Source organism: Megasphaera paucivorans (assembly GCF_900103535.1).
Lineage (GTDB): Bacteria > Bacillota > Negativicutes > Veillonellales > Megasphaeraceae > Megasphaera_A > Megasphaera_A paucivorans.
This window is the reverse complement of record NZ_FNHQ01000001.1, coordinates 65804-90018: the sequence shown is the minus strand read 5'-3', so window position 1 is coordinate 90018 and position 24215 is coordinate 65804. Positions and strand designations below refer to the sequence as shown.

At 40.3% G+C, this 24215-nt stretch carries 22 protein-coding genes; 14 read left to right on the top strand and 8 right to left on the bottom strand.

What is annotated here, in order from left to right; all coding sequences use genetic code 11:
• Window positions 1-223: 223 nt before the first annotated feature.
• From BLR11_RS14450 to BLR11_RS00425, 5 genes are all read left to right on the top strand, one after another.
• A complete protein-coding gene (locus BLR11_RS14450; protein WP_245675044.1) occupies window positions 224-784 on the top strand; it encodes an ornithine carbamoyltransferase in 561 nt (186 codons plus the stop codon).
• Window positions 738-1166 (top strand): Rossmann-fold NAD(P)-binding domain-containing protein, encoded by a 429-nt coding sequence (locus BLR11_RS14445; RefSeq protein ID WP_245675043.1) that lies wholly within the window; start codon window positions 738-740, stop codon window positions 1164-1166. The genes BLR11_RS14450 and BLR11_RS14445 overlap by 47 nt, the downstream gene beginning before the upstream one ends.
• Before the next feature lie 188 nt (window positions 1167-1354).
• A complete protein-coding gene (locus BLR11_RS00435) occupies window positions 1355-2221 on the top strand; it encodes an NAD(P)/FAD-dependent oxidoreductase (protein ID WP_091647215.1) in 867 nt (288 codons plus the stop codon).
• 22 nt (window positions 2222-2243) lie between these two features.
• Window positions 2244-2561, top strand: a complete 318-nt coding sequence (gene trxA, locus BLR11_RS00430) for a thioredoxin (RefSeq protein ID WP_218118678.1) — start codon at window positions 2244-2246, stop codon at window positions 2559-2561.
• On the top strand, window positions 2558-3028 hold the full coding sequence (locus BLR11_RS00425; RefSeq protein ID WP_218118677.1) for a MarR family winged helix-turn-helix transcriptional regulator: 471 nt from the start codon (window positions 2558-2560) through the stop codon (window positions 3026-3028). Before trxA ends, BLR11_RS00425 begins: the two co-directional genes overlap by 4 nt.
• A gap of 128 nt (window positions 3029-3156) precedes the next feature.
• On the opposite strand, the gene BLR11_RS00420 is transcribed toward BLR11_RS00425, so the two are convergent.
• On the bottom strand, window positions 3157-4605 hold the full coding sequence (locus tag BLR11_RS00420) for an amino acid permease (protein ID WP_091647212.1): 1449 nt from the start codon (window positions 4603-4605) through the stop codon (window positions 3157-3159).
• Between the two features lie 192 nt (window positions 4606-4797).
• On the opposite strand from BLR11_RS00420, the gene BLR11_RS00415 reads away from it, so the two are divergent.
• The 5 genes from BLR11_RS00415 to BLR11_RS00395 are packed head-to-tail and all read left to right on the top strand — an operon-like array spanning window position 4798 to window position 8977.
• On the top strand, window positions 4798-5298 hold the full coding sequence (locus tag BLR11_RS00415) for a zinc ribbon domain-containing protein (protein ID WP_091647210.1): 501 nt from the start codon (window positions 4798-4800) through the stop codon (window positions 5296-5298).
• A gap of 16 nt (window positions 5299-5314) precedes the next feature.
• Window positions 5315-5875, top strand: coding sequence for a hypothetical protein (locus tag BLR11_RS00410; protein ID WP_091647209.1), 561 nt, complete (start codon window positions 5315-5317; stop codon window positions 5873-5875).
• 15 nt (window positions 5876-5890) lie between these two features.
• On the top strand, window positions 5891-6160 hold the full coding sequence (locus BLR11_RS00405) for a chorismate mutase (RefSeq protein WP_091647207.1): 270 nt from the start codon (window positions 5891-5893) through the stop codon (window positions 6158-6160).
• Window positions 6135-8327 carry an SF1B family DNA helicase RecD2 gene (gene recD2, locus BLR11_RS00400; RefSeq protein WP_245675042.1) on the top strand — a complete coding sequence of 731 codons (2193 nt, stop codon included), beginning with the start codon at window positions 6135-6137 and terminating at the stop codon, window positions 8325-8327. Before BLR11_RS00405 ends, recD2 begins: the two co-directional genes overlap by 26 nt.
• The gene (locus BLR11_RS00395; protein ID WP_091647203.1) at window positions 8321-8977 is read left to right on the top strand and encodes a ComF family protein; all 657 of its coding nucleotides are present in this window, start codon (window positions 8321-8323) and stop codon (window positions 8975-8977) included. Before recD2 ends, BLR11_RS00395 begins: the two co-directional genes overlap by 7 nt.
• Here the strand turns inward: BLR11_RS00395 and BLR11_RS00390 are convergent, their stop codons facing one another.
• The 5 genes from BLR11_RS00390 to BLR11_RS00370 form a co-directional block, all read right to left on the bottom strand.
• The gene (locus BLR11_RS00390) at window positions 8978-9580 is read right to left on the bottom strand and encodes an HD-GYP domain-containing protein (protein ID WP_091647201.1); all 603 of its coding nucleotides are present in this window, start codon (window positions 9578-9580) and stop codon (window positions 8978-8980) included.
• A gap of 29 nt (window positions 9581-9609) precedes the next feature.
• Window positions 9610-10131, bottom strand: a complete 522-nt coding sequence (locus BLR11_RS00385) for an S-adenosylmethionine decarboxylase family protein (protein WP_091647199.1) — start codon at window positions 10129-10131, stop codon at window positions 9610-9612.
• Window positions 10132-10404: 273 nt separating this feature from the next.
• Window positions 10405-11529: a DUF362 domain-containing protein gene (locus BLR11_RS00380; protein ID WP_091647197.1), complete on the bottom strand. Its 1125-nt coding sequence runs from the start codon at window positions 11527-11529 to the stop codon at window positions 10405-10407.
• 173 nt (window positions 11530-11702) lie between these two features.
• On the bottom strand, window positions 11703-14300 hold the full coding sequence (gene clpB / locus BLR11_RS00375) for an ATP-dependent chaperone ClpB (protein WP_091647195.1): 2598 nt from the start codon (window positions 14298-14300) through the stop codon (window positions 11703-11705).
• Between the two features lie 122 nt (window positions 14301-14422).
• Window positions 14423-15643 carry a tRNA(Met) cytidine acetate ligase gene (locus BLR11_RS00370; protein ID WP_176762809.1) on the bottom strand — a complete coding sequence of 407 codons (1221 nt, stop codon included), beginning with the start codon at window positions 15641-15643 and terminating at the stop codon, window positions 14423-14425.
• 288 nt (window positions 15644-15931) lie between these two features.
• On the opposite strand from BLR11_RS00370, the gene BLR11_RS00365 reads away from it, so the two are divergent.
• The 3 genes from BLR11_RS00365 (at window position 15932) to BLR11_RS00355 (ending at window position 18472) form a co-directional block, all read left to right on the top strand.
• Window positions 15932-16474: a hypothetical protein gene (locus BLR11_RS00365; protein ID WP_091647192.1), complete on the top strand. Its 543-nt coding sequence runs from the start codon at window positions 15932-15934 to the stop codon at window positions 16472-16474.
• Window positions 16475-16496: 22 nt separating this feature from the next.
• Window positions 16497-17690 carry an acetate/propionate family kinase gene (locus tag BLR11_RS00360; RefSeq protein WP_091647190.1) on the top strand — a complete coding sequence of 398 codons (1194 nt, stop codon included), beginning with the start codon at window positions 16497-16499 and terminating at the stop codon, window positions 17688-17690.
• 101 nt (window positions 17691-17791) lie between these two features.
• On the top strand, window positions 17792-18472 hold the full coding sequence (locus tag BLR11_RS00355; protein ID WP_091647189.1) for an HAD family hydrolase: 681 nt from the start codon (window positions 17792-17794) through the stop codon (window positions 18470-18472).
• A 101-nt stretch (window positions 18473-18573) separates the two neighbouring features.
• Here BLR11_RS00355 and BLR11_RS13895 read toward each other — a convergent pair whose 3' ends face one another.
• Window positions 18574-18828: a hypothetical protein gene (locus tag BLR11_RS13895; protein ID WP_143006376.1), complete on the bottom strand. Its 255-nt coding sequence runs from the start codon at window positions 18826-18828 to the stop codon at window positions 18574-18576.
• Between the two features lie 182 nt (window positions 18829-19010).
• Window positions 19011-19922 (bottom strand): LysR family transcriptional regulator, encoded by a 912-nt coding sequence (locus tag BLR11_RS00345; protein ID WP_091647185.1) that lies wholly within the window; start codon window positions 19920-19922, stop codon window positions 19011-19013.
• A 488-nt stretch (window positions 19923-20410) separates the two neighbouring features.
• Here BLR11_RS00345 and nifJ point away from each other — a divergent pair, with 488 nt between their 5' ends.
• Entirely contained in the window at window positions 20411-23926 is a 3516-nt protein-coding gene (gene nifJ / locus BLR11_RS00340) for a pyruvate:ferredoxin (flavodoxin) oxidoreductase (RefSeq protein WP_091647183.1), read from the top strand.
• Window positions 23927-24215 lie beyond the last annotated feature (289 nt).

The following is a 24215-nucleotide window of genomic DNA, read 5'->3' as shown; positions in this document are numbered from 1 at the left end:
TTGTTTGGGTTGATCAATATTGACCTTTTAACCGGCAATCTTAGATTGCCGGTTTTTCTTTAATTACATTGTCTACTTTAAAAGTGTAATTTGTGATAAATATTCAACATATATGTAAATACTTACAAAAAATGTGCATAAAAACTTGAAAATAATGCAGATATATGATATGATACAAGAGTGATTTTCATTTGACGTATGTATTTAATATATGGAGGGAATTATGAAACACTTGAATAGCTTTGCAGATTACACGGTAGATGAACTTAAGGGGATTTTATTGCTAGCTGAGAAAATCAAGAAAAATCAGGATGCTTATGCACATATACTTGATGGGAAAAAATTATATACATTATTCGAAAAAACATCGAATCGTACATATTTATCGTTTGTAATCGGCATGGAAGAATTGGGTGGCAAAGCGTATAATCAATTGTGGAAAGACAGTAATTTTACAATTGGAGATCTTATGAGTGAAATTAAATATGTAGGCCGCAATGTAGACTGCATTATGGGACGTTTTAAGAAAGCGGAAATGACGCATTGTTTTATGCGCTATTCTACAGTACCTGTTATTAATGGCTGTGATAATACCTTTCATCCGACGCAGGCATTGGCGGATATGCTGACTCTTTATGAAAAAACAGGTCATTTTGATGTGAATGTTCTCTATATCGGAGCTAAAAATAACAGCTATAATTCTCTTTGTGAAATTGTTGTGAAAATGGGGGGGGAACATGTATGGTTTGACCCCGTTCAGTCAAGATATGGATGTAGACGATGAATTTTATGCATCTTTAAAAAGGACAGGTCATTATCATGAACTTCCAGCTAATATTAATAAAAATGAATTGAAGCAAGTTATAGCAGGTATGGATGCGGTATATACAGATACATGGGTGGATATGGAATTTTTTACAAATCCAGACTATACAGAAAAGAAAAATGCGATTGTTGATTTGATGGAACCCTATCAAATCGATAAAGAATTAATGGAAGACAGTTCAGCTATGGTCATGCACGATATGCCGATGCATCCGGGATATGAGATTTCTCAGGAAATTATAGACTTGCATTTAGATACTATTCTTGATGAAGCAGAAAACCGCAGGCATGCTGAAAAAGGACTTCTTGTATATTTAATTACGGGAAAATTTGATTGGTGAAGAATGAAAAAATTTCTTTATATGACATAATACACCTCCCAACGCTGCATATTTTTGTGACGTTCGGAGGTGTATTATGTTGACAAAGAGAATTAAATTGTGTACAATGAATATGAAATTAAGTTGCACACAATTTAATTTTGCATTAGTTTTTAACAATGTCATTATTAATGGAAGGAGGATGATATATGGAACGTTACGACATAGGCATTATTGGAACCGGTCCGGCAGGACTTTCGGCGGCACTCACTGCTAAGATACGCAATAAAAACATACTGCTTTTAGGAAGAAAGAATTTAAGTGAAAAGGTGGAAAAAGCACATACTGTCCAGAATTACTTAGGTCTGCCTAATTACAGCGGGGCTGAGATGGTGAAGGTTTTTCAGCAGCAGTTGAACATAATGAATATTGTGATTACAGAAGATAAGGCGACCGCTATATACAATATGGGAGACTATTTTGAAATACAAACGGCGGCGAATGCTATGTATGAAACGACAAGCATTATATTGGCTGCAGGTATGACGGTAACACATTTTTTTGCAGGAGAAAAACAGTTTTTGGGGCGGGGAGTAAGCTATTGTGCTACTTGTGATGCTCCATTATACAAAGGAAAAGTGGTTGCAATTATTGCGGATAATGCGGCTGAAGAAAGTGAAGTTGATTTTATGGCTGAAATAGCTGCCAAAGTATATTATTTTCCTTTATATCAGGGAAATATTCATGTATCCTCTTCCGTTATAGTTGTTCATGAAAAGCCTGTGGGTATTATTGGGACACCTAAGGTTTCTCAGCTTCAAACTGAGAATACTACGTATGATGTCGATGGAATCTTTATTTTACGGGAAAGTGTTGCACCTGATCAATTGGTTCCAGGATTAACAACGGAGGGCGGGTATGTCGCTGTGAACCGTCAAATGGAGACAGTTATGAAAGGCTGTTTTGCTTGCGGTGATATTACGGGACGCCCTTATCAATATAGTAAAGCGGCTGGGGAGGGAAATGTAGCGGCTCTTTCGGCGGTATCTTATCTAGATCGAAATCGACATAAATAGATAATTATTTTAGGAGGGAATTATGATGATTAAAAAAATTTCTCAAAATGAATTTAATGAAGTACTGAATAGCAAAGCGGCTGTAGTCGATTTTTCAGCGACTTGGTGTGGACATTGCAAGCGGCTGGCTCCTGTATTAGAAGAGGTTGCCGAAGATATGAAGGGAAACGTAAGCTTTTTCAATGTGGATGTAGATGAAGCACCTGCCTTAGCAGCACAGTTAGAAATTCAAAGTGTACCGGCGTTGTTTGTTTTTAAAGAAGGAAAATCCGTTGGGATGCAGGTTGGATTTGCTCCTAAAGAACAGCTTATCCAATTTATCAAGGAAAAATTGGATTGAAGGTAACGCATGTGACACAGCATGAAAAACAGCAAACTCCACAGACATATGAGCAATTGAGACTTTGCAATCAACTTTGTTTCCCCTTATATGCGGCATCTAAGGAAGTTGTTAAACACTATAGACCCTATCTGAAAAAATTAGACTTGACATATACCCAGTATATTACAATGATGGTTTTATGGGAAAAGCAAGAAATCAATATTAAAGAATTAGGAGATTCCTTGTATTTGGATTCGGGAACCTTGACACCGCTGCTTAAAAAATTAGAATCAAAGGGATATTTAAAACGATCTCGTCTTCCAGAGGATGAGCGAAATGTTATGGTAACCTTGACACAAGCCGGAAATGATTTGCGTCGGGAGGCGAGAGATATTCCGGGAAAAATGGGTACTTGTGTCAAACTTTCGCAGGATGAAATACAAAAGCTTCGCAACCTCTTGCATAAGCTGTTAGAAACACTGTAGTTCATATCAGGGTAGTAAGAAAATGTAATAAGATAAAACCAGTGCCAAAAATGAAATAAAATCATTTTTAGTACTGGTTTTGTATTTTCCTATTTAAATGAGCGAATGTTTCTGCTGTTCTTATGAGTTTAGTCGGTATGTTTTGATAAATCAACTTCTTTTAAAGGAATTAATTGGGTATGATGTTTTAACTTATGCCAGATAAAAACAGCTAGAAATACAGGAATTCCAATGTAAGCTACACTGGCACCGTACCAATCGATAGAAGAACCTGTGAAGGCGGAATAGTTTTGGCCGGCAGTAACAATGATGCACAAGATAAGAGCTAGAATAGGACCAAACGGGAAAAGGGAAGCTTTATAAGGCAATACGCTTAAGTCTTTTCCTTGTGCTTTAAATGCCCTGCGGAAGCGATAATGGCAAATAGCAATGCCGATCCAAGTAATAAAACCAGCCATGCCGCTGATATTGACCAACCAGTTGTAAGCAGTGCCTTCGCCGATCAGAGAGGTAAGAAAGGCAGCAAATCCAAAGATGACTGTAGCAAAAAGCGCATTTGTGGGTACCCCTCGTTTATTCAGTGTAAGAAAGCATTTGGGCGCTTGTCCTGTTTCGGCCATAGCATAAAGCATACGGGTAGATACATATAGACCGGAGTTGCCGGCAGAAAGGACAGCGGTTAATATAACTGCATTCATGATAGAAGCTGCGGCAGCAAACCCAAATCGTTGGAAAACAAGGGTGAAAGGGCTGATGGATATGTTTTCTATTTCTGTATTCAGTAGATTGGGATCTGTATAAGGAATAAGAAAACCTATAACGATAAAAGCACCTAAATAAAAAATAAGAATACGCCAAAATATAGAATGAACGGCACGAGGAACGTTTTTTTCAGGGTCTTCACTTTCTCCGGCGGCAATACCAATCATTTCTGTTCCTTGAAAGGAAAAACCGGCAACCATAAAAATTCCTAACATGGAAGTAAAACCACCGACAAATGGGGCATCATCGATAGTCCAGTTTGTAAAACCAGGTGACGGAGTAGGACCGAATCCTAAAATAAGTAACGTTCCGACAGCAAGAAAGACAAGAACTGTAAGTACCTTTATACCAGCGAAGATAAATTCACTTTCACCGTATGAGCGGGTAGATAAATAATTCAGAATAAATAAAATAGCCAAAAACATTCCGCTCCAAACGGCAGCTGGCACATCAGGGAACCAGTATTTCATGATAAGTGCACCGGCTACTAGCTCGGCTGCTACTGTGATAGCCCAGTTAAACCAGTAATTCCATCCTAAAGCAAATCCCAGGGACTTATCTACATAGCGATTCGCATAGGTTTCAAAAGAGCCGCTGACGGGTAAATAGGAGGCCATTTCGCCTAAGCTGGTCATAAGAAAATATACCATGACACCGATAAAAATATAGGCTACCAACGCACCACCAGGTCCCGCTTTACTGACGGTTTCCCCACCGGCAACAAAAAGTCCGGTCCCAATAGCGCCGCCGATGGCAATCATATTCATGTGACGCGCTTTGAGACTACGGCGTAATCCTTGCTTTTCTTCGTTCATATCAAACCACAACCTTTTGTTAATGTTAAGAACACGATAGTCTTACTTGTATATTATAACGAAATTATGAAATGATTACAATGAATAATAATGTATTTATCTTGTGCCGTATTAAATACAAGTGTCTTAAATTGAAAAATGCATAGAAGTGCCGTATAATGAGATTATGTTTATAGTAATGAGGTGAAAATTATGTCTGCATTGTTATATTTGGGACTTTGTATATTAGTAGGATATTATGCCAGTCGTCGCGGACGCAGTGCTGTTGCTTGGTTTATTATTGCGTTGCTTATCAGTCCTATTATTTCTGCTATTATTTTAGCGATAATGCGTGATTTGACGGTGGATCAGGCCATACGACGCAACAGTATGGAAAAGGATCGCATAAAAGAACGTATTGCTGTATCTGAGACGGCTATGAATGCCCGTATGGATCACATGGAACATCGTATGGATCGATTAGATGGCGGAACTGCAATACTGAATCCTGGGGAAGAAAAAACATTGCTCCATAGCGCAAATGGTTGGATATATTGTCGGCAATGTGGGGCTAAAATAGATATTTCTGCATCGTATTGTCCTAACTGTGGGACGAAACTGCCAAAAATCGATATGGTTGAATGTCCGTATTGTCATAACGACGTTCGTTCTGATGCGGTAAATTGTCCGTATTGTCATCAGCTTTTAAGTTAAGAGGAGGCAGTCTGTATTGAATATAAGCAGAAGAATATATGAATATTATGGTAAATATCGATTGACTGTATCTGGCGATATATCGATTGCATCGGTAAATCCGGCGGTTTTGTATGAACTTGTTGGTGAACAACGCCGGGATGTGGAGAAAATGATAGATACACTGCAGAAACAATATCCATTTTTGAAAGTGAAAATTAAAAATGGAATCAATGAAGCAGAAATTAATTTTTTTGCATTTGGCAGTGCATTGTCAGATGAAGCATTTTTAGATCATCTGCAGGAATGGCTGATCCAAACTGCCAGTATATTGACCTCTGATCCTAAAACGGTTGTGACAATTAATTTCAATGGTATTTTTTTTAGAAATAGATTAGAAGAGCATTTCCGCTTTCTTAATAAAGGGATGGAAATTCAATATCGAATAACTGAAAAAAAGAATAGAACGTGGTATGATTATGTTTCTCGTTCTTCATATACGCGTATATTGGGAACGGTTTTGCTTATTGCTGCATTAGTTTGGTTTATATATAATAATATTGCTGTACAGCCGCCTCAGGCGGGTAAATTAGTGTAATTCAGGAGGATTGTTATGGAATTGGAGGAATGTCGTGAACAAATCGACGTCATCGATAAAAAAATGACGCAGTTATTGGAGCAGCGTATGGCGATAGTAGCACGTGTGGCGGAATATAAAGAAATGCACCATATGGATGTATATGATCCTAAACGGGAAATTGCCGTGTTGGATAAAATTGCAATACTTACAAAAAATGAAAAGTTGATACCCCATATTAAGCAGATATATACCTGTATTATGGATGAAAGTAAAAAGTATGAACGGAAGCGAATGGAACGGTGATATGATGGAGAATGAGGAAATAATAAGAGGAAGTGTGGAATCCATTATATTTCAGGCACCGGATTCTGATTTTCTTATTTTTCGGATACGCATAGATGAAAATGATTCCAATCTGACTATTATGGGAAAAGGACTTAAACCGCTGGTTGGAGAGCGCTTGGAAGTCAAAGGCTGCTATGTGATGCATAAAAGATATGGCCGTCAATTTTCGGCATCTTTTTGGCAGCGCATTTTACCTGATACAGAAGAAGGCATTATACGTTTTTTGTCTTCGCGCACTGTAAATGGAATAGGGCCGGCATTGGCCCAGCGCATTGTTGACGTTTTTGGCAAAGAGACGATTCGCATCATTGAGCAAGAACCACAGAAATTACTTCAAATAGAAGGAATCGGCAATAAAAAATTAGCAATGCTTACAGAATCTTTTTATGAGGAAAAGAAAGTAAATGAGCTGGCTCTTGCCTTGGAAACACACGGTGTGTCCGGCCGTTTTGCCGGGCGGTTATTGCAAGTATATGGTGAAGAGGCGAATTATGTTCTGATTCATGAGCCATATCGCATGGTTCGTGAAGTGGAGGGTATTGGATTTAAAACGGCAGATCAGATCGCCTTGGCTTTCGGGATAAATCCATTATCGGAGGAGCGGCTGGCAGCAGGCCTCATTTATGTTTTATATGATATGACACAGAGTGGACACGTATGCGTGCCGGATAATGAGCTGGTCCATCGATCCGCTGCGATTTTGAGGGCTGAGGAAGTAGTACTGCGGGAAATACTTAATAATTCAATCCAAACGGGACAACTTATTACGGCCTATTATGGTGGCGTTACGTATGTCTATACAGAGGAAGCTTATACAGAAGAAGTAGAAGCAGCCCGTCATATCATAGAGATGACGGAGATGACGCCATTACAGACAACATCCCATGTGGCATTATTTTTAGAGCGTTGGCAGCAGGATTGCAAATTTAAGCTGGCAGATGAACAAATACAAGCAGTCGAGCAATCGTTAGAAACAGGAATTATGGTCATTACAGGTGGCCCGGGAACCGGGAAAACAACTATCATACAGACTATCATTCGATTGGCTGAACAGGAAGGATTGCGGATTATGTTATGCGCACCTACGGGAAGAGCGGCTAAGCGGCTTACAGAGACGACGAATCGGGAAGCTTTGACCATTCATCGTTTGCTGGGGCCTGGTGGATATGTTGGAACGAAGCAGATATTTGATCATAATGAGGCGAATCCCCTTCCGGCAGATTTAGTTATTGTTGATGAGGTGTCCATGCTTGATTTGGAACTGATGTATCATTTGATGAATGCCTTGCGCCCTGAATGCCGCTGTATACTTGTTGGGGATGCGGATCAGCTGCCTTCAGTTGGAGCGGGAGCTGTACTGCATGATATTATACGATCTGAGGTTGTTCCTGTTGTGCGATTACAGACGGTTTTTCGTCAAAAAGATGGTGGTCGTATTGTGACGAATGCTCATTTAATTAATCGTGGACGGTTGCCTGTGGTAGATATAGGTGGAGAATTTCAGTTTTTGGAAATTACAGATGAAGAATCGGGAGCCGTTTTGATTAGCAAGCTTTATGCACAAGAAATCAAGCAAACGGGAGATAAGTTTTCCGTGCAGGTTTTGTCTCCTATGTACCGGCAGGAGTGCGGAGTCGATCATTTAAACCAATTGATTCAAGAACAAACGAACGGAGCAGCTCCGGAAAAACAGGAATATAAAAACGGCATCATTTTTTTTCGTGTAGGAGATAAAGTAATGCAGAAAAAAAATGATTATGATAAAGGAGTCTTTAATGGCGATATAGGGGAAATATACGCTATTCAGCAAGACATGATCCATGTGCGTTATCCCGAACAGGATGTAAAATACGAAGGGCGGGAAGTAGAGGAAATTACATTGGCCTATGCGGTGACGGTCCATAAAAGTCAAGGCAGCGAATATCATACGGTTATAATGGCATTGGTAAATAGTCATGCTATCATGCTGCAGCGTAATTTATTCTATACGGCCGTAACGCGGGCTAAGCGCAAGGTTATTCTTGTTGGTACTAAAAAGGCCTTGCGGCTGGCTGTAGAAAATGTACGGACAAGTCGTAGGTTCACTTTGCTGGCACAGCGTTTACGAGAGGAAGAGTTATGTTAAAACGTATGGGATGTATTCTTCTTGATTTAGTGTATCCACCTCGGTGTCCTGGATGTGGCGGTTCTGTTGATGTGCACGGAAAATGGTGTCGCCCTTGTTTTGCCAAAATCTGGCAACCGCGTATGATCAGCGGCAGTCACAAAGCGGGAAAATTGGATGGATGCTATGCGTTGACCTCGTATAGCGGGGATATGAAAAAAATATTGCGTACTTTGAAATATAATCGTGCTTTGAAGTATGAAAAGGGGTGTCAGTATATATTGGAGGCATTTCCCTGGCAGGATAGATTAGCCACAATAGATGCTGTCGTTCCGGTACCTTTATCGGCACGGCGTATGCATAAAAGAGGATATAATCAAACCGAAGTTATTTTTCGTCCCTGGGTGGAACGGTATGGATGTTGGGAAGACCTGCTTGCGCGGGTTCGTTCTACAGAGGCACAATGGCATCTTAATAAGCAGCAGAGAGAAGAGAATTTAAAAAGAGCCTTTGAAATACGCAAAGACTCTTTTTGTGTTATCGGGACACACTTACTGTTAGTTGATGATATTTATACAACGGGAGCTACTCTTCAAGAATGTGCATATATATTAAAACAAAAAGGCGCCGCATCGGTGACCGGTTTGGTCATTTCCAGCGGCGCTGTGTAGTCAGCCCAGTGTTTCAATAAATGCTTTTACGATTTCAGGATCGAAAAGGATTCCCGATGCGCTAAATAATTCCCGAACGGCTTGCTGCTTTGTTTTAGCCCAGAATTCAGTAGACGGATTTATGATAATATCATAATAATCAGCAACGGCAATAATGCGTGCTCCAAAAGGAATGTTTGATGCCCGCAGATGTTTTGGATATCCTGAACCATCCCAGCGTTCATGATGATAATGGATATAAGGGATAATATCCTGGCAGAAGGGGATGTTTTCTAACATATTGCTGCCAGCTGCAGAATGGCGCTTATATTGTGCTCTTTCTCTGGTATTTAGATAGGGAAGCTTGGCCAGCAAGGTATTGGATATAGATAATAAGCCAATATCATGAAGCAGTGCGGCGTGCTGAATTGTTTCTATTTCATTGTTGGGCAGTCCCAGTTTGGCGGCAATACTGACGCTATAGTTAGCAACCTGCAGCGAATGGAGATAAAGTCGTTGATTTTTGTATTGCAGCAGGCGAAGAAATTGTGCGGTAACGGTATCAAGAGATTCCCGTTCTTTAGATCCGACTTCGGCAGACTGCATTAATGATAGCATAAACATAGAAACAAACCTTTCAATATTATAATGGCTTATTGGATAGTGTCTTTTTGGGAGCTTTTTATACGGCGTGCCCGCGTAGACTGCTTGGGATGACGAATAATAGTAAACATCTTACTGCTTGTTCGCTTTATTTTTGCACCTGTGTTTTTTACCCGGCGAATAGTTGTAATTTTCGATTTATGTTTTGGCCGCATATCGCGGATAGAACCGAAATCACCACGGCGTACACTGGTAGCTTTGATACGATCTGAATGGAGATTGACCTTTAAGGCACTCATAATGGAACTTGCCTTAAGATTAATGTTGAAACTGTATATATCCACGGCAGCGTATAAAAGCTGTGGATAAAAATGGATGCAGATATGTGAATTTTCTGATACGGCTATACAGGTGAGCTCATCATCAACATGATAAAAATTAATACCATCCAGCGGCGCCTCAGCTAATTCAAAAGCCCGTTCTACTAAAGGCTCGAGCTCTTCCGGTTCTTGAAATGTTGTCTTGCAATTGTAAAAATCAATTATTAAATGTGTTCCTAATGTATTTTTCATGTTTCCCCACCTAACGTTTAGTTACGACTTATTATATAATTTTTTCTGCGCCTTGTAAACGTAAATTGACAAATGTAAATAAGCAAAATTTTGCTATTATTTAAAAATACAGAAGGAATGTGGAAAAATGATGTTTTTGAGAATAAAAGTAAATTTTTTATATGTAAAAAATTCATAACTTTAAGATATTTCTGTTAAAAAATAAAACACCGGCGAGCATTTTTAAAGCTTCGCCGGTTTGTAAAATATAAAAGTTTGAACAGAAGGGAAAAACTATTTTATAGTAATTAATTCATAATCGCGTGTACCTAAGCCGATTTTTTCAGCATGCTCCAGTGTTTCTTTCCAATGAACGTTGGGATTGCTGTCGAGAAAATGGTCATGATGATGATGCCAGTTAGGATCAGCAAGATGGTCTCCCAATTGGCTGTTGGATAAAGGCGGTTGTTTTTGACAGGCATCTACACACGCTTGATCAATTGCGACAGGATCAAAAGAAGCAAACATTCCGATATTCGGCAGGATAGGTGCATCATTTTCAGCATGACAGTCACAATTTGGTGAAATATCCATGGCTAGACTGATATGGAATGTGGGACGATCTTGACAAACAGCCATAGCATATTCAGCCATTTTACGATCTAGTTGATCAGAAGCATCTCGCTGGATTACCGTAATAGCATCAAAGGAGCAGGCGCCGATGCAGCGTCCACAGCCTTTGCACAAATCTTCATGTATATAGGCCTTGTTGTTTTCATATGTTATAGCATTAGAACCACATTCTTTAGCGCAGCGCTTGCATCCGCGGCATCGTTTTTCTTTTACCGTGGGTTTTCCTGAGGAATGTTGGTCCATTTTACCTGCCCGGCTGCCACATCCCATGCCGATGTTTTTTATAGCACCGCCAAAACCGGTCATTTCATGACCTTTGAAGTGAGTCAGGCTGATAAATATATCAGCATCCATAATAGCGCGGCCGATATGGGCTTCTTTTATATATTCCCCGTTTTTGACAGGTACGTCAATATCATCGGTACCGCGCAATCCATCACCAATGATAATTTGACAGCCTGTTGTTATTGGATTAAAGCCATTTAAATTGGCGCAATCCAGATGTTCCAATGCATGTTTGCGACTGCCTGGATAAAGAGTATTGCAATCTGTAAGGAAAGGAATACCACCTTGGTCTTTGACTAAATCGACGACAGCTTTTGCATAATTGGGACGAAGATAAGATAAATTTCCCAATTCACCGAAATGCATTTTAATAGCAACGAATTTGCCATCCATGTCAATTGTTTTGAAATCAGCTTTGATACAGATATTTTGTAATTTCTTTAAAAGATTGGTACCTAAGCCGACACGGAAATCTGTAAAATATACTTTGGATTTTTCCATTTTTTTCCCTCCTTGTAATTAATTGATACTTTTATAGTGTACCATTTAAAGTGCACTATAAGTCAAGAGGAATACGATGATTATTTGCCAAAAGAGTTCCAGAAAATTATTCTGGAACTCTTGAGCCATAACATGCAGATAGTTTGTTTATGCATAGGAAATTAAAATCTTGTTCACTGCTCTTCTTCTTCATGCGTATGAGACGGTGTAAATTTGAAATGACTTTCGGCAAAATCAATGGAAACCGTATCTCCTTCACGAATAGTACCGCTGATAATATCTTTGCTCAATGCTGTTTCTACAGTATGGACAATAAGACGGCGTAAAGGACGGGCACCGAACTGAGGATCAAATCCCTGATCAGCAAGTGCCTGCAGTGCATCTTTCGTCCAAGTTAATTCTATTTTCACTTGCCGTTCTAAGCGTTCGCTTAAGCGTTTAAGCAAAATAGCAGCGATGTTGCGGACTTGATCTTTTTGGAGTGCTTTGAAGACGATAATGTCGTCAATGCGGTTTAAAAATTCTGGGCGGAAATAGGTTTTTAATAATTCACGTACGGCTGTTTCTGCTTCGGTGAAATCTTGTTTTTCCAGTATTTCATGAGAGCCTAGATTGCTGGTCATGATAATGACTGTATTTTTAAAGTTAACGACACGGCCCTTCCCATCTGTTAAACGACCATCGTCCAGAATTTGCAGGAGCACGTTAAAGATATCCGGATGCGCTTTTTCTATTTCGTCAAGGAGAATAACGCTGTAAGGGTGACGGCGTACAGCTTCCGTAAGCTGCCCTCCTTCATCATAGCCGACATATCCCGGAGGAGCACCGATAAGACGTGATACAGTATGTTTTTCCATATATTCACTCATATCAATGCGGATGATATTACGTTCATCATCGAAAAGACATTCAGCCAGTGTTTTTGCCAATTCCGTTTTTCCTACGCCTGTAGGACCAAGGAATATAAATGAACCAATTGGGCGGTTAGGATCTTTAATGCCGGCTCGTGCACGAATAATAGCTTCACTGACGACGCGGACAGCTTCGTCCTGACCTACGACACGTGTGTGCAGGATATCTTCTAAATGGAGAAGCTTTTCCCGTTCTCCCGTCATCATTTTTGTGACAGGAATTCCTGTCCACCGGCTGACGACTTGTGCAATGTCTTCTTCACCGACTTCTTCTTTTAAAAGCTGGGAATCTTGATGTGTAGTGAGTAAATTTTCTTGTTCTGCCATTTGTTTTTCTAATTCAGGGAGTTTACCGTATTTTAATTCGGACGCTCTGGCTAGGTCATATTCTCGTTCTGCTTTTTCCATTTGACTCTTTACGGAATCTATTTCTTTTTTTATGGCCTGTGTACGCAATATGGATTGTTTTTCTTCTTCCCATTTGGATTTAAGCTTACTTTCTTCTGTTTTCAATTCTGATTTTTTTTCTATGATTTTTTCTAAACGTTCTTTGGAAGCCTCATCGGTTTCTTTGTTCAAGGACTGTTCTTCTATTTCCAACTGCATAATTTTATGGCTGATTTCGTCAATGGGTTGTGGCATAGATTCTATTTCTGTACGTAATTTGGCGGCAGCTTCATCGACTAAATCAATGGCTTTGTCTGGTAAAAAGCGATCGGAAATATATCGATCTGACAAAACGGCGGCTGCTACTAAGGCTTTATCCCGGATCCGTACGCCGTGATGTACTTCATAACGTTCTTTTAGGCCACGGAGAATCGTGATGGTATCCTCTACCGAAGGTTGCCCAACCATGACAGGTTGAAAGCGACGTTCTAAAGCAGCATCTTTTTCAATATATTTTTGATATTCATTCAGCGTGGTAGCACCGATACAACGCAATTCGCCTCGGGCCAGCATGGGTTTTAAAATATTGCCGGCATCCATAGAACCTTCTGATGCACCGGCACCCACGACAGTATGGATTTCATCAATAAAAAGAAGAATTTGGCCATCTGATTTTGAGATTTCGTTCAATACTGACTTCAATCGTTCTTCAAACTCTCCACGGTATTTAGCGCCGGCTATAAGAGAACCCATATCAAGAGAATAAAGAGTTTTGTTTTTTAATGATTCAGGTACATCACCGGCAATAATGCGGCGGGCTAAACCTTCTACAATAGCTGTTTTGCCTACGCCTGGTTCACCAATAAGTACAGGATTATTTTTTGTGCGGCGTGACAAAATTTCGATGGTACGGCGGATTTCGTCGTCACGGCCGATAACTGGATCAAGTTTTCCTTTACGTGCTGCTTCTGTAAGGTCACGGCCATATTTTTCCAAGGCTTTGTAATTGTCTTCCGGATTGTCGCTATTAACATGTTGCTTGCGATTTGATTTAATCGTGGACATGATTTTGTCTTTATGCAATCCGAATTCTCGGCATAATGATTTTACATTATCATCACTTTCTTCAACAATTCCCAGCAGGAGATGTTCTGTGCTGATATATTCATCATGCATGGAAGCGGCTAATTGCTGCGCTTTGCCAATAACGCGAACCATTTCGGTGGACATTGTCAATTGACTTTGTCCTTTAACCGACGGGATTTTTTTCAGTAATTGGTCTAATCGTGCCTGCAGCATCGGCAGATCTGTTTTGCATTCTGTGAAGATGGTGGATAAAAGGCCCTCCGGTTCTTTTACAAGACCCATAAGCATATGTGTTGAAGTGATTTCCTGATGATAATTTAAGGCGGCGATTTGTTGTGCAGCTTGCAATGCTTCAATAACTTTTTGTGTATATTTTTCAGTTCCCATAATAAGACCTCCTTCATTATAGGCAATATAATTTGTCTACTGTGATTTCAAGTATTATTATACACGCAAAGGTCAAAAAGTCAATAAGTCAAAAAGTTAATTTTTAATATATGAAAAACGTGTTATAAAACAGGCAGTACAGCTGGAGAATAATGGTAGTCCGTATGAGAAAAACGTAAAGCTGGGTTAGTAAAACAATACTGTTGTATATCTGATGCCAATATATCTAAGGCGAGCATAGTGCGGCCGCATGATGTTAACATGTCGGCAGATTGCGTTATTTTATTGACAATAGGGAGAGTAGCATTCTTTTTTGTTTCATGAATAAATTGACGCCCTTGCGAACTTAAAGCCAAAAGACGGGCGTATTGAGGGCCTTGTTTCTGCCATTGCAGCATTGAATTTTTGGTGATTCCTAATACTGTATAGGCTCCCATACGGCAAAGCCGGGAGAAAGGGTAGCGGCGTGTTTTTAGTTGTTCTATTCCCGATTGCCATGTAACCGATTGTCCCATTATATTTTTCCAACGGTTTTCAATGCCGTCTTGAAAAGCTGGCAGCAGGCCTAATTCTTCAGGAGAGCGGCGGCGGCTTTCATATAAAATCAAATCTTGATAGCGGAAGTAATTACAGTATGCTTGGTTAGCCAGAATTTTTTGAAAGCTCTTGCGATTTTTTTCGGGAATATACTGCATATAGTCGGTTTCGGAACGTGCAGTGATGACCGCTTGCCGTAATAGGGATGCACTTGCGTAGGTTGTAAGATCTTGCGCGTTGTGTGTCCCTGTTCGTTTTACAGGAAGGAACTGAAGATTTTTTGCATAACGTTTTATGGCTTTAACATATTCCAAAGCAAGTAATGTATTGGGATATTGCAGCAGACTTGATTTTTGTGGTAGGGCATCCGTTAATGCTTGTGTCAAAGCCGTGCCATAACTAGTACCTTGCAGTCGGCCTGCGGCTAAATATGGTTTTACATCAAGTGATAAAGCTGCTTCTGCCAGCGCGGTTATATCTGAAGCAGAACCATGTTCCATGCCGCAGGATATAGCCGTACAACCTAATTGAGCAGCAAGACGGATCCCGCCGGCAGCAAACGCTTCTGCGCCATTAAGAACAAAAGCACAAGGAAGTTCGAATACACAATCAGCACCGCAGGATACGGCCCAAGCGGCGCGTTTCCATTTATCGAATAAAGCCGGTTCTCCCCGCTGAACGAAAGAACCACTCATCAGTACAATAATGATTGTATGGGTGCCATATGTTTTTCGCAGTATATCGATCATTTTTTTGTGACCCTTATGAAATGGATTGTATTCGGCGATGATAGCAATGCTATCCAATTGCAGGACCTCCTATCATATAGCTAGCTTGTAATGGCATAGGCATATATTCTTATATATACTATATTATAGCATTTGCGTAAACAAGTAAATTGCAGAGGCATAATGATGTACCTTTCTGTAAAAAAAATTAAGTTTTCAAGTTCTGAAAAATCTTCAGTGTAAATTATTAATACGTTTTTATAATTTCTGCAGGTAAATTTATAAAAAGTTAGTTTATTTGCTTTTCTATAAGAAAAAACATGATATAATAGATAATATCTGTTAGAAAGTATGATAGGTGATAGTATGAAATTTTTTAGAGTGTGGGCTATGTGCCTTATAATTGTAATGGGGGGATTGCTGTCCGGTTGCGGCAATACAACTATGCTTGAAGAATACAGTTTCGGCTACACGCAATTGAAGTCGGAACATTCTGAAGTATTTCTTATGACCCCGTTCCAGCTTGGTAAAGCTAACAGGCAAAATGGTGATGGCGTGATGTATGTAGGAAATGATACTCATATTAATTTGATGGCTATTTCCGAACCAGCAAAAGAAATTACAGTACAAAAACTGGCGGAGACTTCACGTACTATGTTGGAACAAACACCGGATATATCGAATCTACAAACGAAGGTCAACGAGACGACTGTCAATGGTAAACCTGCTGTGGAAACGGAGTACACATATGAAGAACCGCTGCATGGTAAAAATACCAAACTGGACGTACGGAGTCTCTTCTTTGAAGATAACGGCCAAATTTGGCATGTCATGTATATGTACCGTGACGGTGACGCCATGGGGAAAGAAGTGACGGATTACATTTTTGGCAAAATCAAATCTTACTAGACTATGAAAGAAGGTAAATTGCATGATCGTATTGGTTTTAAATTGCGGCAGTTCGTCCTTGAAATACCAATTGGTGAACATGGACAATGAAGAAGTAATGGCAAAGGGCTTAGTGGAACGTATAGGAATGGAAGATGCTGTATTCACGCATAAATGGAATGGACAGAAAAAGGAAGTTACACAATCTATTCCTGACCATAAAGTAGCTGTACAATTGCTTCTGAATGCACTGACCGATAAAGAATGCGGTGTTATAGCTTCTATGGATGCTATTGATGCTATTGGACATCGTGTTGTACACGGTGGTGAAGAATTTGCTGCTTCCACATTGATTACAGATGAAGTGATGAAAGCGTTGGAAAGATGTTCTGATATGGCTCCACTTCATAACCCGCCGAATATCATCGGGATCAATGCTTGCAAAGCTATTATGCCGAATGTTCCTCAGGTAGCTGTATTTGATACGGCTTTCCATCAGACCATGCCGGCTAAGGCTTATATGTACGGCCTTCCTTATGAATTATATAAAGAAAATGGTATTCGCCGATATGGTTTCCACGGGACCAGCCATCGCTATGTGGCAGGTCAAGTTGCAAAAGTTATGGGAAAACCTGTGGAAGAATTGCGCATCATCAATTGTCATTTAGGAAATGGATCTTCGCTGGCTGCTATTAAAAATGGCAAATGCGTTGATACAACGATGGGTTTTACACCTCTTGCAGGTGTGCTGATGGGGACTCGCTGCGGTGACCTGGATCCGGCTATTGTATTGAATGTTATGGATAAAAAAGGGTTAAGCACTTCTGAAATGGACACACTTATGAATAAGAAATCCGGCGTACTTGGTATTTCCGGAGTATCTAGTGATTTTCGTGATTTAGGTGCTGCTGCGGCCGAAGGCAATGAACGTGCTCAGCTGGCGCTTGATATGTTCCATTATCAAGTACGTAAATTCATTGGAGCCTTTGCGGCTGCCATGGGCGGCGTAGATGTCATTACCTTCACTGCCGGTGTTGGCGAAAACGGTATTGAAGACCGCGCAGCTATTTGTGACGGACTTGAATATTTAGGTGCAAAACTTTGTCCGGAACGTAATAATGTCCGCGGCAAAGATGCTCTTATCAGTACGGATGATTCTACTGTTAAGATGTATGTTATTCCGACCAATGAAGAAATTATGATTGCCCGCGATACAAAAGAAATTGTAGCTGAATAATTTATTTGTTTAATATAGGACACCTGCTTATTCAGCGGGTGTCCTATATTAAGAATGCGGATAAACTATCGTTTTGCCCGCTGAATCTTGGAGGAACCACATTGAATATTTTATTCTGGGATATAGATGGAACACTACTTAACACGGGAAGAGCAGGATTATATGCTATAGAAGAGGCTTTTTCCGAACTGCAGGGAAAAAAAGTTACAGTACCGCCAATTGCTGCTGGAGGACGGACGGATAATTATATTTGCCAGCAGCTTTTGTTCAAGGCGACGGGGAAAATGCCTGCTCATGCAGATGTATCTGCTTTTTGCCGTCGTTATGAAAAACTGCTTCTGAAATGGATTTCTAAAACAGATGGACAGGTATTTCCGCTAGTTCGTGAGATACTGCCGTTTTTTGCAGAACGTTCAGATTTCAAACAAGTATTATTAACCGGGAACAGTGAGTACGGTGCTCGTTTGAAGCTTGATGCCTACGAATTATCCTCGTATTTTGATTTTGCACACTCTGGTTTTGCTTGCGATTTTTATTATCGTGATGATATGGCACGCCATGCGTACAAACTGGTGCAGCAAGCATGGGGGGATGCTATAGAAAATATATTTGTCATTGGTGATACTCCGTATGATATCCAATGTGGCAAAGCCATTTATGCCAAAACTGTAGCAGTCAGTACAGGCCATTACACAGCAGCACAATTAAAACAGCATACGCCATGGTGGCTGGTAGAACATTTGCCGTGTCCAGAAGAAATGCTTAAAAAATTCAACAGCTGACATCCGTCTTTCGGATATAGTAAAAGCAGAGGCTGCAGTGAAATGAAGAAATTCTCCATTTCACTGCAGCCTCTGCTTTTACTGGTTGTAACATATACTTGTTAATTGCCTAATTTCCAAGAATTTTCTAATACACGGAAATTTAAATCATTCCATTGTTTTTGTAAATCCCAAATAGTAGAGTAGGTAGAGTATAGTATACTGTTTTGCTTTTTTTCTGACTGTTCTAAATTAGTAATACGGATTTCTCTGATTTCTGCAGCCGCCGTCAGTTGATTAATTTGATATTGCAAGGCTAGAATCCAAACAAACTGCACTACAATCAAAATTGTCATGGAAAGCAGAATATTTGCCAATATTTTTTCTGTCCCCTGTAAGGAGTGCCAATATTGTTTTATCCTCATTATGTGGTAGGACCATTTTTTTGTCCATGCAAACCAAGTTTTATTGATATATCGCTTTTTGTCTGCGGCACATTGCATGATTCTTTTTACATTATTACCGAATTGCAAAGTTGGCACTACCTTTCCCTTACATATTACAGATTATTAATGATTCGAATTCGATTGCGTACAAAATCGAGCCATAGCTGCGCCGCATGTGATAAATAATGTCCGCGCTTCCAGATAACGTAAAGGGTATGCATGATTTCTGGTTCTACGAGCGGACGGACGACGACGGATTCTGCTGTGCGGGGATTTGCATCTTTTGTCGGGCACAAACGACTGGGAAGAAGTGCGACACCTAGATTAGCAACTACTGTCTGGATCATGAGATCCCGCTGGCTTGTTTCAAAAACAATCTTAGGCTGGAATCCGATTTTTTTACAATCTTGAATGATTTCATCATGCAAATTAAAATCATCACGATATAAAACAAGGGATTCATTAGCCAATTTTTTGAGGGATATAGTTTTTTCTTTGCTCAAAAGATTGTCACGGTGAATGATAACATTCATTGGATCTTGTGTCAGGAAAAATGATTCAAAATCTTTTTCCTTAGGCTGTGTGCAGATGATCCCCAAATCAATTAACCCTTCCTGAACACTGATTTCAACTTTTTTTGAACCATGTTCATAGAGATCAAGCTCAATTTGAGGGTATTCTTGTTTGAAGGCTCCGAGAAGATTTGCGAAAATAGGAGCATCTGTAATTGGTGGCAAGCCAATGAGAACCGTACCTTGTTCCAATTTGAACTCATTTTCGAAGTCTGTTTTCAAATGCTCGAACATGAATACCACACGTTTAGCGTGGGTAAGGAAAATAGTTCCCGCGTCTGTTAATTCGACCGCTTTGGCGTTACGCATGAAGAGTACGACACTTAATTCTTCTTCCAGAGCCTTAATGGTCCGACTGATGGCAGACTGCGAAATGTGCAGTGTTCTTGCGGCTTTACTGAATGACTTCTTATCGGCAACTTCTACAAAATACTTAAGATGATGAAAATCCATATGGCCACCTCCCTAGGGTAAAACGACACTCAAAAAGTATATGTTTACAAATATTCACATACAAATGTTAAAACTAGCATAAAAGTGCTATTGAATTTAAAATGCCGAAGGAATATAATTTAATTGTAGAAAAAAGTTACAAAGTCATTCGGTTGCCGTGGTCGGAAGAACGTATAAATATTACCTGTGCAAATCAGTAATATTACTATTATATTATTACAGATTTGGAATAATGGCAATACTTTTTTTATATGTTTCACGGCTTTTCAGCTGGATAGTTGCAGATTTTGGAACGTATACAATATGCATAGAACTCATTATGTACCGCTTCCAATCAGGGTGGAAGCGGATAGCGTGCGGCTTTTTGTGAATTTATGAATATATTGTATATTGTCGGTATTCGTTAACTTTTTAACTTTGTCTAACAACAAGTTAGGTATTAAACCTATTATTGTTAATATATTTTAACTAAGGAGCGTGTTTTATCTATGACCAAATTCAAAACCATGGATGGTAACGAAGCTGCTGCATGGGTCTCCTATGCATTTACTGAAGTTGCCGCAATTTACCCGATCACTCCGTCTTCGCCTATGGCTGAACATGTTGATGAATGGGCTTCCCAAGGGATGAAGAACCTCTTTGGTAACACTGTCAACGTTGTTGAAATGGAATCTGAAGCCGGTGCTGCCGGTGCTTTCCACGGTTCGCTGCAGGCAGGTGCTTTAACTACTACATATACGGCATCCCAGGGTTTCCTGCTCATGATTCCGAATATGTATAAAGTTGCCGGCGAACTTCTTCCGGGTGTATTTCATGTAGCTGCTCGTGCTTTGGCTAACCATGCATTGAGCATTTTTGGCGATCATCAGGACGTTATGTCTGCTCGTGCTACTGGTTGCTGTATGTTGGCTGAATCCAGTGTTCAGGAAGTAATGGATCTGGGTGGTGTTGCTCATCTGGCTGCTTTGAAAGGCTCCTTGCCGTTCATTAACTTCTTTGATGGTTTCCGTACTTCTCATGAAATCCAAAAAGTTGAAGTAATGGATTTTGAAAATTTCCGTAAATTAATCGATTGGGATGCCGTTGCGGCTTTCCGTGCCCGCGGCTTGAATCCGGATGCTCCGGAAACTCGCGGCACAGCAGAAAATCCGGACGTATATTTCCAACATTGTGAAGCTAATAATAAACTTTATGATGCTATGCCTGATATTGTTGCAGGATATATGGATAAGATTTCTGAAATCACCGGCCGTACATATAAGCCTTTTACATATGTAGGTGCTGCTGATGCTGAATATGTAGTTGTTGCTATGGGTTCCATGTTTGAAGCAGTGAAGAGCTGTGTGGAATATTTGGCAGGCAAGGGTGAAAAAGTTGGCGCTATCAATGTCCATCTTTTCCGTCCGTTCTCGGCAAAATACTTGTCCGCAGTACTTCCTAAGACTGTCAAGAAAATTGCTGTTATTGACCGTACAAAAGAACCGGGCTCCCTTGGCGAACCTTTGTACCTTGATATCAATGGTTTCGTAAAAGAACAAAATCTTGCTATTGACGTAATTGGCGGTCGTGCTGGGCTGGGTTCCAAGGATGTTCTTCCTGAAGATATTATGGCTGTATTCGATAACTTGCAGTCAGCAGCTCCTAAAAATGAATTTACACTGGGAATCGTTGATGATCTTACTAATCTTTCTCTGTCGCGTGCTGAAAAAATGCCGCTTGATACAACCGGTCTTACCGCTTGCAAATTCTGGGGCTTTGGTTCTGACGGTACTGTTGGTGCTAATAAATCTGCTATCAAGATTATTGGTGACCATACCGATATGTATGCGCAGGCATATTTTGCTTATGACTCCAAAAAATCCGGTGGTGTAACAATTTCTCATCTTCGTTTTGGGACGAAACCTATTGAAATGCCGTATTTGATTGATGCTGCTGATTACATTGCCTGCCATCGCCAGTCGTATGTAAAACGCTTTGACTTGCTCCGAGGCATTAAAAATGGCGGTACGTTCATGTTGAACTGTACATGGACCGATGAAGAACTTGATAAAGAATTGCCTGCTCTCATCAAACGTGCTATTGCAAAACATCATGTTAAATTCTATACGTTGAATGGTGATGCTATTGGTCAGAAACTGGGCCTTGGCACTCGTATCAATATGGTTATGCAGGCTGCTTTCTTTGCACTTACAAAGGTTATTCCTGTTGAAGATGCAGTTAAATATTTGAAAGATTCCATTGTCAAGAGCTATGGCAAAAAAGGCCAGAAAGTTGTTGATATGAATAATGGGGCTGTTGATGCCGGCATTACGGAATTCCATCAGGTAGCTTATCCGGCTTCATGGGCAGATGCAGTTGATGAAGCAGCTCCGGAAACAAATGCACCGGAATACTTCCAGAAGGTTGCTACACCGATGTTGAATCAGGTTGGTGATGATTTGACAGTAGCGGCATTCGTTGGACGCGAAGATGGCACAATGCCGAATGGTACTACGAAATTTGAAAAACCGGGTCCGGCTATGCATGTTCCTTCTTGGGATTTTGAAAAATGTATTGGCTGTTTCAAGTGCTCTTTCGTATGTCCTCATGCTGCGATTCGTCCGGTATTGACTACGGCTGAAGAAGCTGCAGCTGCTCCGGCAGGCTTTAAAGTAGCTCCAAAAGCTAAATCCGGCAAAGAATATGGTGTAACTATCGTCGTATCCCAGCTCGATTGCCTCGAATGCGGCAGCTGTGCAAATGTTTGCCCGGTTAAGGCTCTCACTATGGTTCAAAATGACGATGCTCAAATTGCTAAGATGGATCAGTGGTACTATGCGATGGATAAAGTCGCTCCAAAACCCAATCCGCAGAATAAGAAGTCGGTTATCGGCAGCCAATTGGAAACTCCGCTGCTTGAATTCTCCGGTGCATGCGCAGGTTGTGGTGAAACACCGTATGTAAAACTTGTTACCCAACTTTTTGGTGATCGTATGATGATCGCGAATGCTACAGGTTGTTCCTCTATTTGGGGTGCTTCTGCTCCGATTGCTCCGTATACAACAAATGCAGCTGGTCATGGACCGTCTTGGGCAAACAGCTTGTTTGAAGATGCTGCTGAATTTGGTCTCGGCATGTTCATGGGCGTTGACAAGATTCGTAAAGATATGGCTGCTAAAGTTGATGCAGCCAAAGCGGAAGCTTCGGCTGATCTTCAAGCTGCCCTTGGTGATTGGGCTGCCAACATGTATGAAGGAGAAGGTTCTCGTGAACGTGCTGATAAAGTAGTTGCCCTTCTTGAAAAAGAAGCTGCCGGCAATGCAACACTTCAGGAATTCCTCGATAAGAAAAAATATCTCGTTAAACGTTCCCACTGGATTATTGGTGGTGATGGCTGGTCCTATGATATCGGTTACGGCGGTGTTGACCACGTACTCGCACAAAACCAGGATGTAAATATTCTTGTACTTGATACAGAAGTTTATTCGAATACAGGCGGACAGTCCTCTAAAGCTACACCATCTTCCGCTATTGCGCAGTTTGCTGCATCTGGTAAGAAGACAAAGAAAAAGGATCTTGGCATGATGGCAATTTCTTATGGTTATGTATATGTAGCACAAGTTGCTATGGGTGCTGATCAAAATCAGCTTATCAAAGCACTGACTGAAGCGGAAGCTTATAATGGTCCGTCTTTGGTTATCTGCTATGCACCTTGCATTAACCATGGTATTCGCAAAGGCATGAGCAAGAGCCAGGATGAAGAAAAAATTGCAGTTGCATGTGGTTATTGGGATCTTTACCGTTATAATCCGACCCTTAAAGAAGCAGGCAAGAATCCGTTCAGCCTTGATTCCAAAGAACCGGACTACAGTAAATTCCAGGAATTCTTACAAGGTGAAGTTCGGTACGCTTCTTTGGCTAAATCCTTCCCTGATGCAGCACAGGAAATGTATGCTAAAACTGAAGCTGATGCCAAGACTCGCCGTGAATCCTATGTTCGTTTCCAGAAATCTATGGAAGCCTAAGCTATATATTAAGACAATTGCATAATAGGTTTATTTTGCAAAAATAAAAGTGTATTCACGGCATCTGTAAGTGAATAAACTGAATTACTAAGAAGGAATGAGTTCGTCATTTTATCGAACTCATTCCTTTTATGTTTATATAAATATAGGGTCGCTGCTGCGTGGAATGTTTTATAAAAAACATTTGAGTTTTTACATATATATTCTCAAATTCATGTGTAGAATATATTTTTTATTTTGCGTTTTCCATGGTATTTTGACTAGATATTGAGAATGAAAAGTGGTAGAA

What these genes read in the sequence shown, in the direction of transcription:
- BLR11_RS00390 (WP_091647201.1), bottom strand. Translation starts at nt 9,580, where the DNA reads ATGTTTATGCTATCATTAATGCAGTCTGCCGAAGTCGGATCTAAAGAA.
- BLR11_RS00435 (WP_091647215.1), top strand. Translation starts at nt 1,355, where the DNA reads ATGGAACGTTACGACATAGGCATTATTGGAACCGGTCCGGCAGGACTT.
- BLR11_RS14450 (WP_245675044.1), top strand. Translation starts at nt 224, where the DNA reads ATGAAACACTTGAATAGCTTTGCAGATTACACGGTAGATGAACTTAAG.
- trxA (WP_218118678.1), top strand. Translation starts at nt 2,244, where the DNA reads ATGATGATTAAAAAAATTTCTCAAAATGAATTTAATGAAGTACTGAAT.
- BLR11_RS00395 (WP_091647203.1), top strand. Translation starts at nt 8,321, where the DNA reads ATGTTAAAACGTATGGGATGTATTCTTCTTGATTTAGTGTATCCACCT.
- nifJ (WP_091647183.1), top strand. Translation starts at nt 20,411, where the DNA reads ATGACCAAATTCAAAACCATGGATGGTAACGAAGCTGCTGCATGGGTC.
- recD2 (WP_245675042.1), top strand. Translation starts at nt 6,135, where the DNA reads ATGAACGGAAGCGAATGGAACGGTGATATGATGGAGAATGAGGAAATA.
- BLR11_RS00415 (WP_091647210.1), top strand. Translation starts at nt 4,798, where the DNA reads ATGTCTGCATTGTTATATTTGGGACTTTGTATATTAGTAGGATATTAT.
- BLR11_RS00360 (WP_091647190.1), top strand. Translation starts at nt 16,497, where the DNA reads ATGATCGTATTGGTTTTAAATTGCGGCAGTTCGTCCTTGAAATACCAA.
- BLR11_RS00345 (WP_091647185.1), bottom strand. Translation starts at nt 19,922, where the DNA reads ATGGATTTTCATCATCTTAAGTATTTTGTAGAAGTTGCCGATAAGAAG.
- BLR11_RS00380 (WP_091647197.1), bottom strand. Translation starts at nt 11,529, where the DNA reads ATGGAAAAATCCAAAGTATATTTTACAGATTTCCGTGTCGGCTTAGGT.
- BLR11_RS00385 (WP_091647199.1), bottom strand. Translation starts at nt 10,131, where the DNA reads ATGAAAAATACATTAGGAACACATTTAATAATTGATTTTTACAATTGC.
- BLR11_RS00365 (WP_091647192.1), top strand. Translation starts at nt 15,932, where the DNA reads ATGAAATTTTTTAGAGTGTGGGCTATGTGCCTTATAATTGTAATGGGG.
- BLR11_RS00420 (WP_091647212.1), bottom strand. Translation starts at nt 4,605, where the DNA reads ATGAACGAAGAAAAGCAAGGATTACGCCGTAGTCTCAAAGCGCGTCAC.
- clpB (WP_091647195.1), bottom strand. Translation starts at nt 14,300, where the DNA reads ATGGGAACTGAAAAATATACACAAAAAGTTATTGAAGCATTGCAAGCT.
- BLR11_RS00405 (WP_091647207.1), top strand. Translation starts at nt 5,891, where the DNA reads ATGGAATTGGAGGAATGTCGTGAACAAATCGACGTCATCGATAAAAAA.
- BLR11_RS14445 (WP_245675043.1), top strand. Translation starts at nt 738, where the DNA reads ATGTATGGTTTGACCCCGTTCAGTCAAGATATGGATGTAGACGATGAA.